At 71.7% G+C, this 14316-nt stretch carries 12 protein-coding genes; 5 read left to right on the top strand and 7 right to left on the bottom strand.

Translation table 11 applies throughout. From position 1 onward, the window contains the following. Window positions 1–139: 139 nt before the first annotated feature. The gene (locus tag LP52_RS10385) at window positions 140–649 is read right to left on the bottom strand and encodes an Rv3235 family protein (RefSeq protein WP_238580839.1); all 510 of its coding nucleotides are present in this window, start codon (window positions 647–649) and stop codon (window positions 140–142) included. 606 nt (window positions 650–1255) lie between these two features. Between LP52_RS10385 and LP52_RS10390 the strand changes: the two genes are divergently transcribed. Beyond that, window positions 1256–2071: a glycerophosphodiester phosphodiesterase gene (locus LP52_RS10390; RefSeq protein WP_193789976.1), complete on the top strand. Its 816-nt coding sequence runs from the start codon at window positions 1256–1258 to the stop codon at window positions 2069–2071. Between the two features lie 38 nt (window positions 2072–2109). Next, window positions 2110–3510 (top strand): MFS transporter, encoded by a 1401-nt coding sequence (locus LP52_RS10395; RefSeq protein ID WP_040272804.1) that lies wholly within the window; start codon window positions 2110–2112, stop codon window positions 3508–3510. A 72-nt stretch (window positions 3511–3582) separates the two neighbouring features. Here the strand turns inward: LP52_RS10395 and LP52_RS10400 are convergent, their stop codons facing one another. Next, the gene (locus LP52_RS10400; RefSeq protein WP_202966092.1) at window positions 3583–5025 is read right to left on the bottom strand and encodes a S28 family serine protease; all 1443 of its coding nucleotides are present in this window, start codon (window positions 5023–5025) and stop codon (window positions 3583–3585) included. Window positions 5026–5259: 234 nt separating this feature from the next. Here LP52_RS10400 and LP52_RS10405 point away from each other — a divergent pair, with 234 nt between their 5' ends. Then, window positions 5260–5664 carry a nitroreductase family deazaflavin-dependent oxidoreductase gene (locus tag LP52_RS10405; RefSeq protein ID WP_040272805.1) on the top strand — a complete coding sequence of 135 codons (405 nt, stop codon included), beginning with the start codon at window positions 5260–5262 and terminating at the stop codon, window positions 5662–5664. Window positions 5665–6118: 454 nt separating this feature from the next. Then, entirely contained in the window at window positions 6119–6502 is a 384-nt protein-coding gene (locus tag LP52_RS10410; RefSeq protein WP_040272807.1) for an RNA polymerase-binding protein RbpA, read from the top strand. A gap of 92 nt (window positions 6503–6594) precedes the next feature. On the opposite strand, the gene LP52_RS10415 is transcribed toward LP52_RS10410, so the two are convergent. The 3 genes from LP52_RS10415 to lnt form a co-directional block, all read right to left on the bottom strand. Next, a complete protein-coding gene (locus LP52_RS10415) occupies window positions 6595–7389 on the bottom strand; it encodes an HAD-IIA family hydrolase (RefSeq protein WP_193789977.1) in 795 nt (264 codons plus the stop codon). A 97-nt stretch (window positions 7390–7486) separates the two neighbouring features. Next, window positions 7487–7981, bottom strand: a complete 495-nt coding sequence (locus LP52_RS10420) for an FxsA family protein (protein WP_040272809.1) — start codon at window positions 7979–7981, stop codon at window positions 7487–7489. 132 nt (window positions 7982–8113) lie between these two features. Continuing rightward, window positions 8114–9766, bottom strand: a complete 1653-nt coding sequence (lnt, locus tag LP52_RS10425; RefSeq protein ID WP_084723098.1) for an apolipoprotein N-acyltransferase — start codon at window positions 9764–9766, stop codon at window positions 8114–8116. 793 nt (window positions 9767–10559) lie between these two features. Here lnt and LP52_RS10430 point away from each other — a divergent pair. Beyond that, a complete protein-coding gene (locus LP52_RS10430) occupies window positions 10560–11777 on the top strand; it encodes an ABC transporter ATP-binding protein (protein ID WP_040272810.1) in 1218 nt (405 codons plus the stop codon). Between the two features lie 192 nt (window positions 11778–11969). Here the strand turns inward: LP52_RS10430 and LP52_RS10435 are convergent, their stop codons facing one another. Together LP52_RS10435 and LP52_RS10440 are read right to left on the bottom strand one after the other, a co-directional pair. Next, complete coding sequence (locus tag LP52_RS10435) at window positions 11970–12896, bottom strand: carbohydrate ABC transporter permease (protein WP_040272812.1); 927 nt, start codon at window positions 12894–12896, stop codon at window positions 11970–11972. Continuing rightward, on the bottom strand, window positions 12893–14245 hold the full coding sequence (locus LP52_RS10440) for a carbohydrate ABC transporter permease (protein WP_040272813.1): 1353 nt from the start codon (window positions 14243–14245) through the stop codon (window positions 12893–12895). The genes LP52_RS10435 and LP52_RS10440 overlap by 4 nt, the downstream gene beginning before the upstream one ends. Window positions 14246–14316 lie beyond the last annotated feature (71 nt).

Consider the following 14316-nt stretch of genomic DNA (forward strand, 5'->3'; position numbering starts at 1 on the left):
CGCCGCGCCGGCCGGGCGTGCGCCGTTTCCGCCCCGAAACACCGGCCCGTGACCTGCCCGACACTAAAGGAAGGCGCTTACCAGAGCTACCGCCGGGGCCCGCGCGGCGGTCGCGCCGCGCGGGCCCCGGTCCCCTGGTTCAGCTCCCCGGCGTCCGGCACAGGTCGGTCTCGATGTGCGTGCACAGCCAGGCGTGCTGGGCGTAGGCCACCCGCAGCGCGAGCGCGCGGCAGCGCACGCCGCAGTCCACCACCGCGCTGAGCTCGGCGACATCGGGCGCCGGCGTGCGCACCACGGTTCGGCGCAGCCGGGGACGGTGCGCGCCCGCGTAGCAGCCGGCGCGGCGCAGCAGCAGCTCGTAGGCGCGCCGTCCCAGCAGCGGCCGCACCTGCTGGACCGGGCGCTCCCCCGCCAGCACCTCGGCCAGGATCTGGGCGAACCGCGAGAGCTGCTGGGGGCTGCGACGGTGCGGATAGGCCACCGGGCGCGGGCGGGAGGGGCCGCGCCCGATACGCGGCCGGTGGGACGGAACGTGCGGGGCCCGGCGCACCGGAGCGCGGGAGCCGCGGGGGCGGTGGTCGGGCGGATCGGCGGGGCGGCCGGGGGTGGAGGAGTGGGAGGAGGCGGTGTCGATCTGGTGACCTGCCAAGGCTGCGTCCCTTCCGCGACGAGTGCGGTCTCCTCCGCGGGCGCCGCCCGCGGAGGGGGCGGACGGCGCGGGCCGTTCCGCCGCCGACTCAGAGCCGGCGGCGCCGGCGCGATGCCACCTGGAATGCCGGGTTTCTGCAGCGGATCCCGGCGCCGGCCTTCCCGCGCGCAGGCCCGGGCACGGCCCGAGGCCTCCGCGGCGGGCCTACTGCCGGCGTTGGCTCCTCCTCCTGCTGAAGGAAGATTCTCCCCTCACGGCCGGGCTTTCTGCTTCGTCGCCGACTGCCGACCCGAATCAACGGCGAGGGACGGAGTACCGCCCATCGGTCTTACCCGGCCCCCTCCCTCCTGCGCGAGCTCCGCACGCTCCGCTTGTCCGCGCTTAGGGGCCCAGAGGCCGTTTCCCGCCACCCCGGCGGTAGCCGGAACGGGCTTGGCTATCATCCGAACCGGCGAAAGATATACTCCCGGAAATTCGAACATGCATTCGCATGCTTCCGGCGACCGGTCGACGATCCCCGTGAGGAGTATCGCCGACTACTACCCTGCTTCGCAGGAGTCCGTTTCGTCCCCCGCCTGAAGGCGGGGTGTCCCCGGAGGAGACTCGGTGACCCACCGGTACCTCGACGCGACCGCACCCATCGCGCTGGCCCACCGCGGCGGCTGGCTCAAAGACGCGTCCGGAGCCGTCGACACATCACTGGAGAACACCGCCGTCGCCTTTCAGCACGCCGTGGACCTGGGGTACCGGTATCTGGAGACCGACGTGCACTCCACCGCCGACGGCGTCCTGCTGGCCTTCCACGACACCACTCTCGACCGGGCCACCGACCGCACCGGGCGCATCGCCGCCCTGCCCTACGCCGAGGCGGCACGGGCGCGCGTCGCCGGACGCGAGCCCATCCCGCTGCTGGAGGACCTGCTGGGTTCCTGGCCCGAGGTGCGGCTGAACATCGACATCAAGGGTGAGGAGGCCGTGATCCCGCTGGTGCAGGCCCTGCGCCGCACCGCCGCCTGGGACCGCGTGTGCGTGGGCTCCTTCGATCAGAAGCGCATCGACCACGCCCGCCGACTGTTCGACCGCCCGGTGGCCACGTCGTGCGGCCCGCTGGAGGTCGTCCGGCTGCGGGCGGCCTCACTCGCTCGGCCGCTGCGCCCGCTGGCCCCGACGGTCCCGGTCTGCGCGCAGATCCCGCTCAGCCACAGCTCCATCCCGCTGGTCAGCCGCGACATGATCGCCACCGCCCACCGGCTCGGCCTCCAGGTGCACGTGTGGACGATCAACGACACCGCAGTGATGGAACGGCTACTGGACGCCGGCGTCGACGGGATCGTCACCGACAACACCGAGGGCCTGCGCGGCGTGCTGCGGCGGCGCGGCGCCTGGCACGATTCCAGCGGCGGGCCGGTCGGCGACCGGTAGCCGCCCCGACCACGCCGCCCCCGGACAAGGACCCGACCATGACCACCACTCCCCCGGCCTCCCCGCCGCCCGGCGCCGCCCCGTCCGCCGACCTGGGGCGCGAGCGCCGCGCCTGGTACTTCTACGACTGGGCGAACTCGGTTTTCTTCACCTCGGTCATCTCGGTCTTCTTCGGTCCCTACCTGACGTCGCTGGCCCAGAACGCGGCGGGTCCCGGCGGCCGGATCAGCGTGCTGGGCTGGATGATCGACCCCACCGCGCTCTACCCCTACGCCACCTCCCTGTCGGTGCTGCTGCAGCTTGTGGCGCTGCCGGCCGTGGGGGCGATCGCCGACTACACCGGACGCAAGCGCGAGCTGATGGGCGTGCTGGCCTACATCGGGGCCTTCGCCACCATGGGCCTGTACTTCGTCGACGGCACCGAGTACCTGCTGGGCGCGGGCCTGTTCGTGCTCGCCAACCTCGTCCTCGGCGCCTCGGTGGTGGTCTACAACTCCTTCCTGCCCGACCTGGCCGCGCCCGATGAGCGCGACACCGTCTCCTCGCGCGGCTGGGCGCTGGGATACCTCGGCGGCGCGCTGCTGCTGAGCCTGCACCTGGTCCTCTACCTGCTCCACGACAGTTTCGGCCTGGAGCAGGGGCACGCCGTGCGCATCGCCATGGCCTCGGCGGGCGTGTGGTGGGCGGTGTTCACCCTGATCCCGCTGACGCGGCTGCGCAACCGCTACCGCGGCACAGTGCTGACGGGAACCCGCCCCACCGAGCCGGGCCGGGCGAGCAGCACCCGCGTGGTGGCGGGCAGTTTCGTGCAGCTCTGGTTCACCCTGCGCAGCCTGGGCGCCTACCCCCGCACGCTGGTGTTCTTGGTGGCCTACATCCTGTTCAACGACGGCATCCAGACCGTGATCGCGTTCTCGGCGACCTTCGCCGATCAGGCGCTGGGGCTGGGCCAGGAGGTGCAGATCGGCGCCATTCTGATGGTGCAGTTCGTGGCCTTCGGCGGCGCGCTGGTGGTGGGGGCGATCGGGCGCCGGCTGGGCACCAAGCGCACCATCCTCGGCAGCCTGGTGGTGTGGATCGCGGTAGTGGCCGTGGCGCCGCTGCTGAGCGAGGGCTCGGCGGTGCAGTTCTTCATCCTGGCCTTCTTCATCGCCATCGTGCTGGGCGGCACCCAGGCGCTGTCGCGGTCGATGTTCTCCCACCTGGTCCCGCGCGGCAAAGAGGCCGAGTACTTCGGGCTCTACGAGATCAGCGACAAGGGATCGGCGCTGCTGGGGTCGCTGGCGCTGGGCGTGGCGCTGGACGCCACGGGCGGCGACTACCGGCTGGCGATCCTGTCGCTGGTGGTGTTCTTCGTCCTGGGCTTCGTGGTGCTGGCCTTCCTCGGCGTCTCCCGCGGCATCCGCGACGCCGGCAACACGGTGCCCGAGACCGTCTGACGGGGCGCCCGCCGAATCGGGGCGGGCGGGGACGCGTAGCCCGCCCGCCCCGGGGGCGGTCGCTCTCCTTCTCTAGCGGAAGCCGCGCTCGATCCTCTCCCGGCGCTCACCGGCGTCGTCGAGTTCGGGGATCCGGTCGGCCATGGTGGCGAGTTCGTCGCCGACGCCGCCCCAGCGGCGCAGCGCCGCGGTGGCCTTCGAGCGGTCCTCGTCGGTCAGCGCGGTGATGTCGGCGCCGTGGTTGGCGGCCGGGGCGACGAAGCGCATGGTGTCGCGCTTGCCACCGCGGACCCTGAAGTGCTCGGCACCCCACGGGTCGTACTCGCCGTCGACGAAGAGCATCCGCTCCGAGCGGTGGGTCACCCAGTGGTCGATGTCGGGCATGGCCCACCGGTCGAAGCGCGGCACGTCCATGTCGTCGGGCAGGTAGCTGCGGGCCTGGAAAAGGCCGGGATAGCGCAGCAGGCCGTCGAGGTGGCCCGTAGGCACGCTGGGGGTGCCCAGCTGGGTGGCCGCCTGGAAGTAGTAGGGGGTGTAGGGCAGGGTGCCCTGGTCGGTGTAGAAGCCGAATCCCGCGACCTCGTCCAGGTACGCCGCCAGGTCCTCGGTGGAGGCCTCGGGTGAGGGAACCTCCCCGCAGGCCTCGGCGTGGGGCTGGTACTGCCAGAAGGCCCAGGGGGTGTCGAGTACCAGCATCTCCAAGGCCTTGTCGGCGCTGCCGATGGTGCGGTCGAACGTCCAGTCGTTCTGCTCGGCCAGATCGGTGTAGTGGTCCACGAGCTCCCCGCGCCGTTCGAGGGCGGCGCGCTGGAGGGCCTCCAGGTCCTGTTGGCACTGGGGGTCGTCGCCCACGGTGCGGAAGAACTTCCGGTAGGCGTGGTCCTCATGGTCGAGGACGTCGTTGGGGGCGACGTAGGCGACGGTGCCGTCGACGTCGCCGGGGTAGAAGCGGCGGTGGTAGACCGAGGTCATGCCGCCCTTCGAGGCGCCGGTGGAGATCCACTCCTGGGCGTAGAGGCCGTCGAGCGCCTCGACGAGGCGGTGGTGGTCGGCGGCGGCCTGGCGGATGTCCAAGTCGTCCCAGTCGGCGGGGTCGGGCCGGGAGGGCTCGAAGAACCGCTGCTCGGTGGAGATCTGGTTGCCGTCGAGGATGCGGGTGGGCTCGCTGCGGAAGGCGCCGACGCTGACGTTGTATCCGCTGGTGTGCAGCACGGTGGGCCGGTCGAACCCGCGATGCAGCAGGGTCAGCCGCTGCTCGAAGCTCTGGCCGTCGGGGTCGTCGTGGTCGGCGGGCTGCTGGAAGCCCAGGACGAAGTAGCGGAACCCCGGTTCGGTGTCGATCTCCTCGATGATGCGCAGGCCCGGGACGGCCTCCAGCCGGTCGGTGAGGTCGCCGCCGGCGGGTTCGGGGTCCGCGCTCGCCGGTGCCGCGGTGAGCAGGAGTGCGGTCGCGGTCAGCAGGGCTGCGGCGGCGCTGCGCCAGGACGGTGCCGTTCGCGGTGTTCGGGGGATCACCCGTTCAACCTCCTCGGTGGGTTCTCCGCCCCGGCGGGGGTGACCGTGGGGCGGGTCGGATGCCGACTGACCGATCATTGGGTGTGCCGCACGCGGAGTCAAGCGGCCACAGCGCGTCGGCGGCGGCCGGTGCGGCCCGGCGAATCCGTCGCCGCAGGTGGCTATGCTGGCCGACCGGTCGAGACGACGCCGGCGCCGTCCGCCCCGGGCGGTCCCGGCGCGAAAGGGGAGCACATGCTTTTCGGCAAGGAGCACGTCGAGCGCTACCGCGCGACCGGCGGCGAGGAGGGCCACGAGTGGAACGGCACCACGACGCTGATCCTCACCACGACCGGGCGCACCTCGGGTGAGCCGCGCAGCACGCCGCTGATCTACCGCACCGACGGCGACGCCTACGTGGTCGTCGCCTCCTACGGCGGCGCCCCCGACCACCCGCAGTGGTACAAGAACCTGCAGGCCGACCCGCAGGTGCGGGTGCAGGTCAAGGCCGAGGAGTTCCGCGCCCGGGCGCGCACCGCCACGCCCGGGGAGAAGAGCCGGCTGTGGCCCTACATGGCCGAGGTGTGGCCGCAGTACGACGAGTACCAGAAGAGCACCGACCGCGACATCCCGGTCGTGCTGCTGGAGCCCGTGCCCTGAGGGCGCCGCCGTCGACGCCGGTCGTGCGGCCGCGGCCGGGGAGCGGTAGCGTCCCTGTCGGCGGCCGTGGGGACCGGTGGCCGCCCCCGGCATGGAATCCGCCGCCGGGGGCGGCGTGTTGGTCCAAGAGCCGATCGGGAAACCGGTCGGCGAAGCGAGCAGCAGGCGGATCGGCGACCGCTGATCCGCGCATGGTCGGGCATCGGCGAGTGCCGGTGCCGCGATCGAGCACGGTAAAGATTGTGTCAAGACCGCACGGGGGACCAAGGGCGCGACCGCGCCGTGTGCGGGACGTTGTACGCCTGTGTCCTGTGGCTACTACTGTTCGGCGCGTCCCGGTCACCGGCGACCGGACATTGTCGCACGGTTGGATCACCGATGTGCGGGGAATCTTGACACGGATCGACGTGTTAAACCCATGTATCCCGCAAGAGCGCCTGGAGGCACGCAACCGATGGCCGAGCGAGCACTTCGCGGCACACGACTCGGGGCGACGAGCTACGAGAACGACCGCAACACCGACCTGGCACCGCGCCAAGAGGTCACCTACGACTGCCCTCGGGGTCATCGCTTCTCCATCACCTTCGCGACCGAGGCCGAGGTCCCCACGAACTGGGAATGCCGCTTCTGCGGCGAGACCGCGCTGATGGTGGACGGCAAGGAGTCGCAGGAGAAGAAGGCCAAGCCCGCGCGAACCCACTGGGACATGCTCCTGGAGCGCCGCAGCATGGAGGACCTCGAGGAGGTACTCAACGAGCGCTTGGAGCTGCTCCGGTCGCGTCGCAGGGAAGAGCAGGAGCACATGGAGGCGATCGCCGAGGAACGGCGCAGCGCCTGAGGACCGGCACAAGCCGAGCACGCGCGAGGGGCGGAGGCGGGAGGGCCTGACCGCCCCTTCGCATGCGCGGAGCCTTCCTACCCGCGAAGGACTCAGGCGTGCTGAGCCTGGTCCTCGATCGTATGCTCGCCGAAGGGATTGCGGGTGTGGCCCACGAGGTCGGCGACCGAGTTGAGCACCTTCGTCGGGCGGTAAGGGAAGAGTTCGGCCGTCTGGCGGCCGGAGATCCCCGACAGCACCAGCAGCGACTGCAGTCCCGCCTCCAGGCCTGAGCGCACGTCGGTGTCCATGCGGTCGCCGATCATGACCGTGCTCTCGGAGTGGGCGCCCAGTGCCCGCAGTGCCGAACGCATCATCAGCGGGTTGGGCTTGCCCACGTAGTACGGGGCGCGCCCTGTCGCGCGCTCGATCAGCGCCGCCACCGCGCCGGTGGCCGGCAGCGACCCCTCGCGGCTGGGCCCCTTCTCGTCGGGGTTGGTCGCGATGAACCGCGCACCGCTTTCCACCAGCCGGATCGCGCGGGTGATCGCCTCGAAACTGTAGGTGCGGGTCTCGCCCAGTACCACGTAGTCGGGGTCGCGGTCGGTGAGCACGTAGCCGATGCTGTGCAGTGCGGTGGTCAGGCCCGACTCCCCCACCACATAGGCCGACCCGCCGGGCCGCTGCTCGCGGAGGAACCGCGCGGTGGCCAGGGCGGAGGTCCAGATGGATTCCTCCGGAATGTCCAGGCCGGTGCGCCGAAGGCGGGCGCGCAGGTCGCGGGGCGTGTAGATCGAGTTGTTCGTCAGGACCATGTAGCCGATGCCGTTCTCCCGCAGCTCCGAGACGAACACATCGGCCCCGGGGATGAGGTGCTCCTCGTGCACCAGGACCCCGTCCATGTCCATGAGGTAGTTCCACGGCTTGTCGTCGTTCACGTCCGCAACACTACCGCCGCACTCCCGGCCCGGCCGGACAGCCGCCACCGGTCCGGGCCGCCGGAGATCATTCGTCCTCGACGATGCGGCCGCGGACGACCCGGCCGCCGCTGGGCGCGCGGCCGTTCTCCTCGCCGGGCTGGGGCGGGATGCGGCCGCCCCGGGCGACGAACTCGGCCTCGGCGGCGTCGCGCATGCGCTTGACGCGGCGCTCGGCCCAGGCGGTGAAGGCCCAGCGCAGCGCCGGGCGGGTGAAGGGCAGCGCCATCACGGCGCCGAAGGCGGCGGTGACGAACCCGGGCGTGAGCAGCAGAACGCCGCCGACCATCAGCATCAGCGTGTCCAGCAGCCCTCCCTGCGGAGGCGTGCCGGTGCGCATGGCCTCGTTCGCCTCACGGAAGGTCTTGGTTCCGGCGCTGCGCAGCACGGCCACGCCCGCGGCGCTCAGCGCGAACAGCAGCGCGATGGTCCAGGCGACGCCGATCTGCTGGCCGACCATGATCATCAGCCAGACTTCCAGGAACGGCAGCGCCATCAACGCGATGACGATCAGCAGGGGCATGGGCACCATCCTCGACTCGGCAGGTCTCCCTCTGACGTCAACGCCTGACCGGCGCTGAGCGTTCCCGCGCGGGCCGCGGCGGTGCCGACCCCGGCCGGTGCGTCCCCGCAGGGCCCTCGCGGCCGCGCAGGCTCACTCCGGCGCTTCCGCCGCTCCGGCGCCGTTGCCGGGGCCCGCCTGCTCGGTGCCTCGGACGCGGGCCCTGCGGCGGCCGACCGCGGCTGCGGCGAGTGCGCCCACCGCCAGAGCGCACAGGGCGGCCTCGGGCAGCGCCCCCAGGCGGGTGGCCGGGGTCTGCCCGGTCATGGCGGGGATCTCTGCCACGTGCGCCGCCGGTTCGGCCTCGGGCGAGCGGTAGTCGACCTCGCCCTCGGCGCTGATCACGGCGCTGATGCCGCTGGTGGAAGCCACGACGGCAGGGCGCCCGTGCTCGACCGCGCGCAGCCGGGTGATGGCCAGCTGCTGATCGGATTGACCGGTGAAGTTGTAGTTGGCGTTGTTCGTGGGCACGGCGATGATCTGGCCGCCTGCGGCCACCGACTCGCGCACCGGCCGGTCGAAGGCCACGTCGAAGCAGATGGCGGTGGCCAGCGTGGTCCCGCCCAGTTCCAGAGCCCCCGGCTCGGTGCCCGGCACCGCGTCGCTGCCGATCTGGCCCAACCGCTCGACGAAGCGGGTGAAGAAGGCGCGGTAGGGGACGTATTCGCCGAAGGGCACCAGGTAGCGCTTGGTGTAGTACTCGCCCGGACCCTCCCGGGGGTCCCACACCACGCTGCGGACCTCGCGCTCAGTGCCGTCCCGGCTGTAGCGGGTGATGCCGAACAGCAGCGGGGCGTCGATGTCGCGGGCGGCCTCGCTGATCATCTCGGCGGCGGCCGGGTCGGCGTAGGCGTCGATGTCGCTGGCGTTCTCCGGCAGCACCACCAGGTCGGGCCGGGGCACCTCGCCGGCCTCGACCCGGTCGGCCAGCCGGTGCACGCCCTGGACGTGGTTCTCCAGCACCTCCATGCGCTCGCCCAGGACGCTCATTCGGCCCACCCCGGGCACGTTGCCCTGCACGAGGGCGACGGTGGCGGTGTGGTCGACGGCGGGTGCGGTGGCCGCGGGCAGGAACGCTCCGGCCCCGGTAAGCGCCACCGCGCCCGCGAGCAGGCCGGCGGTGGCGGCCGGGGCGGGGCGCGGCCGGCGCACCAGGCGCAGCGCCGCGGCCAGCAGCAGACCGCCCACCAGCGCCACGGCGAAGGTGGCCAGGGGAGAGGAGCCCAGGGCCGCGTAACCGGCGAAGGGGGGGTCGGGCTGGGCGAAGGCGAGCTTGCCCCAGGGGAAGCCGCCCAGCGGGAACCGGGCGCGCACGGCCTCTTGCGCAACCCACAGCGCCGCGGTCCACACCGGCCATCCCGGCAGCCGCGCGACCCAGGCGAGGCCCGCTGCCATCGGGGCGAAGTAGGCGGCCTCGGCGGCGGCGATGACCAGCCACACGTCCGCACCGAAGACGTCCTGCCAGCGGATCAGGGGCACCATCAGTGTCGCGCCGCAGACCAGCCCCAACCACCCGGCGCGGCGCGCGCGGGCGCCCATGACGGCCAGGGTGAGCAGTGCCGCGCCGATCGGCCCGAGCCACCACAGGCCGAAGGGGGGCAGGGACAGCAGTTGGCACAGCCCCGCCGCCGCGGCCGCGAGGGCGCGCGGGGCGGGACCGAGGAGCGAGCTTCGAGGGGGTTGCCGGACCGCCGGAGCGGCGGCCTGCGCGTTGTCGCCCGTGGATCGGGCGTCTTCGGTAACCACGCCAGGCTCGCTTTCACCAAATTTGGGGGGACGCGGAAAAGGCCCGAAGCACCCTTCGGACCGGATCCGTCTCGTCGGCGGCGAGCTCGGAGACCGTTGTCTACTGGATGTTCGGGCCTTCTCCGGGTCCAACCCCCCGCCCGGCCGCGGAACCCCGATCCTTATCAAGCCGCCGACCGCACCTGGTGCGTGGTGCGACGGCCGACAAGACAACGACCGGACCGCTCGACCGGTCCGTCCAGTGCTGGACTGGTCCGTAGATTACCCAGACTCGGGGCCGTGCGCCGCAACGCTTCGCCGACGTGTCGGGGAGAAGGTATCCCGCCCGCCCACGCACGCGGAGCCTGCGAGACGACCGGATCCGGATAACCGCCGCCAGGTTAACGCACCCGGTGGCCGCACGCCAGTCTGCCCACTCGGCGCCGGACACACCCCAACCTTCTGGTTTGACGCTGTGCGCTGCGACGATGCGCGAATCGCCGCGTGCTGCGGCGCGCGCGGGGCCCTGCGCGCGCCGCAGCGTGCGCGCGCGGCGCAGAGCGGGCGCTCGGGACGCGGGGCACGGCGGCGGGAACCGCCGGCCGCACATCGGCGCCGCATCGTGTCCCAAGCCACGTTCCCCACCGATGTCTCACATCGTGAACGCAATCGGATCGAAATCGTGCGAACTATCGACAGAACGGCATCACTGGTGTTCGATATTGGCCAACACATCGATTAAGAACGATCACCACAGCGGACAAGCCCGCTCCCGCGAGCCGGGACGGGCCACGGACACGGGAGCTGTTACCCCATGGCGAAGATCGTCCTGGACGGCGTCGACAAGGTGTACTCCGGCGGGGTCAAGGCCGTCGACAACCTGAACCTGGAAATCAACGACAGCGAGTTCATGGTGCTCGTGGGCCCCTCGGGCTGCGGCAAGTCCACCGCCCTGCGGATGATCGCCGGCCTGGAGGAGATCACCGGCGGCGACCTCTACATCGGCGACGACGTGGTCAACGACCGCCCGCCCAAGGACCGCGACATCGCGATGGTCTTCCAGAACTACGCGCTGTACCCGCACATGACCGTCGAGCAGAACCTCGCCTTCGGCCTCAAGCTGCGCAAGATCCCCAAGCAGGAGATCCAGAAGCGCGTGCAGGACGCCGCCTCGATGCTCGGCCTGGAGTCCTACCTCAAGCGCCGCCCCGCCGCCCTCTCCGGCGGCCAGCGCCAGCGTGTGGCCATGGGCCGGGCCATCGTCCGGGAGCCGCAGGCCTTCCTGATGGACGAGCCGCTGTCCAACCTGGACGCCAAGCTGCGCGTGCAGATGCGCGCCTCGCTGAACCAGCTGCACGAGCGCCTGAGCGTGACCACGGTCTACGTCACCCACGACCAGACCGAGGCCATGACGCTGGGCGACCGCGTCGCGGTGCTGCGCGACGGCCGCCTGCAGCAGGTCGACACCCCCAAGAACCTGTTCGACCACCCGGCCAACCTGTTCGTCGCCGGCTTCATCGGCTCCCCCGCCATGAACTTCGTCAACGCCGAACTGCAGAAGGACGGCTCGGGCGCGGTGCTGAAGTTCGCCGAGCACAGCCTGGCGGTGCCCCAATCGATGGTCGACGCCCGGCCGGGCCTGCGCGACTACATGGGCAAGGAGATCATCCTGGGCATCCGCCCCTCCGACTATGAGGACGCCGCCATCTCGGGCAACGGCTCCGGCGTCACCATGGACGCGATCGCCGACGTCACCGAGGAACTGGGCACCGAGATCAACGTGATCTTCTCGGTCAACGCCCCTCCGGTGCGCCACGAGGAGGCCGCCGCCCTGGCCGCCGACGCGACCGGCGACGACGAAGGCGAGGACTCCGGTCTGACTCTGGGCGGCGAGGACAAGTCGCTGTTCACCGCACGCGTCAGCCCGCGCAGCGCGGTGCGCCCCGGCGGCACGATCTCGCTGGCCGTGGACATCAGCCAGCTCCACTACTTCGACAAGGACTCCGGCCTGGCCATCGGCCACAGCGGCTGACCGCGGCGTCTTCCCTGCTGCGGCGGACCCTCCCCTCTCGCCGGCCGCCGCGCTCGCCCGCGGTGGCCAGGACCGGTCCGCGGCAGTCGGCGGGCCCCGAGGCGATGCGCCCGGGGCCCGTCGGCCTTTTCCTCGGTTTCGGGACCGGCTTCGGGTCGGCGCCGCAGGCCGCCGCGCCCTGTGGTCGGGCGGCTATTTCACCGCACCGGCCATCACTCCCTGCACGAAGTAGCGCTGGAAGGCGAAGAACACCAGCAGCGGCACCACCATCGACAGGAACGCGCCCGCGGAGATCACGTCGATGTTGGCCCCGAACTGGCGCATCTCCGACTGCAGCGCCACGGTCATGGGCTGGCTGGCTTCTGCGGCGAAGACCAGGGCGACCAGCAGGTCGTTCCACACCCACAGGAACTGGAAGATGCCCAGCGAGGCGATCGCCGGCCCGCCCAGCGGCAGGATCACCCTGCGGAAGATGGTCAGCTCCCTGCCGCCGTCCATGCGCGCCGCCTCCAGCAGGTCCCGGGGAATGGCGGCGAAGAAGTTGCGCAGCAGGAAGATGCCGAAGGGCAGCCCGAACCCGACGTGGAAGAGCACCACCGCCGGGATCGACCCGTACAGCGGCGTGCCCCCGTACAGGCTGGAGATGGGCACCAGCGCCACCTGGATCGGCACCACCAGCAGCCCCACCACGCCCAGGAACAGCCAGTCGCGGCCGGGGAACTCCAGCCAGGCGAAGGCGTAGGCGGCCAGCGAGGCCACGACCACGATGATCGCCGTGGAGGGCACCGTGATCAGCACCGTGTTGCCGAAGGAGGAGACGAAGTCGGGGTTGTCCAGCAGGACGGCGTAGTTGCGCAGGGTCAGCTGGGCGGGCTCGGTGAACACGGTCCACCACCCCGACGAGGCGTTGTCCTGCGGCGACCGCAGGCTGGAGAACAGCAGCCCCAGCGTCGGCACCATCCAGAACAGCGCGATGAGGATCAGCAGCACCTGCACCGCTCCCGACCCGACACGCGCCACCAGACGCGCGGCGAGCGAGCGGTGCGGAGCCCCCTCGTTGCCCGCCGCTGCCGACCGGGTGTGCTCGGCCGATTCGGCCGGTTCGACCTGTGCGCTCATCGCTCCTCCCGGCGGAACCGTCGGATCTGGAAGATCATCGCGGGCACGACCAGGAGCAGCAGGAACACCGCGAGTGCGCTGCCCAGCCCCTGGTCGTTGACGCCGAAGGAGACCTGCCACATCTCCAGGGCAAGGACGTTGGCGTCGGCGCGCACCGATCCCGGTGCGATCACGAAGACCAGGTCGAAGATCTTCAGCACGTAGATCATCAGGGTCACGAAGACGACCATGAGCACCGGGGACAGCAGGGGGACGGTGACCCGTCGGAACACCTGCCACTCGGTCCCGCCGTCGACCCGGGCGGCTTCCAGCGCCTCGCGCGGGATGGCCGAGAGCCCGGCGGCGATCAGCACCATGGCGAACCCGGCCCACACCCACAGGTAGGCGGCGATGATGGAGGGCGTGATCAGGGTGGGCCCCAGCCACGTCAGCCCGTTGTAGGGCTCGGAGAAGTTCGACGCGGGCAGCCGCAGAGTGTACTCGCCGCCCTCCAGGCCGGTCAGCGCGAAGGTGCCGTCGGCCCCGGTGGTGGCGGTGGCCACCACCTGCCCGTCGCGTACCGCCTCGACGCGCAGAGCGGGAAGCCCGGTCTCGCTGGGGTCGATGGCCTCTTCCTGGCCGCCGCCTCCGCGGGTGAAGTCCACCCACACCGTCCCGGCGACCTCGCCCGGGGCCGAGCGGGGCTCGACCGCCTGCTCGGTGTCTGCGGGCAGGTCCTCGTCGGAGACCCCGACCAGCGGGATCGTCACCGCGTCCCCGGGGGCGGCGGGCTCGGCGAGCCGGTAGCCGCCGCCCGCGGTCTCCTCCAGGGCGGCGCCCTCGCGGGGGTTGGCGCCGGGGTAGGCGCCGGTGGGCGCGATCGTGTCCTGGACCGTGGTGATGGCCGCGTTGGCCAGGCCGCGGTCGGGGTCCTGCTCGTAGACGAGCCGGAAGATCACGCCGGAGGCGAGGAAGGAGATCGCCATCGGCATGAATACGACGATCTTGAAGGCCGTGGCCCACCGGATGCGCTCGGTCAGCACCGCGAATATCAGGCCGGCCACGGTCACCACGGCGGGCGCCACCGCGATCCAGATGACGTTGTTGCGCAGCGCGGTGAAGGTGTCGGCCCGGGTGAACATCCGGACGTAGTTGTCCAGCCCGACGAACTCGGTGCCCGCCGCGTCCCACAGGCTGCGGTAGACCGAGAACAGGATCGGGTAGACGACGTAGATTCCAAGGAACAGCAGGGCGGGCAGCAGGAAGAACAGCGCCAGCCACGGAGGCGGGCCCAGACGGCCCCGCCCGGTGGCGGGGCCGTCCGGCTGCTCGGCCTCGGGGGCGGGCGTGCCGGTGTCGGCGGCGGTCATCGCATCCGCCCGCCTTCCCCGCCCGCGCGGCGCCGCGGCGCCGCCGTAGTTGCCGTCGCGGTCGTCATCTC

Source organism: Streptomonospora alba (assembly GCF_000826685.1).
Classification (GTDB): domain Bacteria; phylum Actinomycetota; class Actinomycetes; order Streptosporangiales; family Streptosporangiaceae; genus Streptomonospora; species Streptomonospora alba.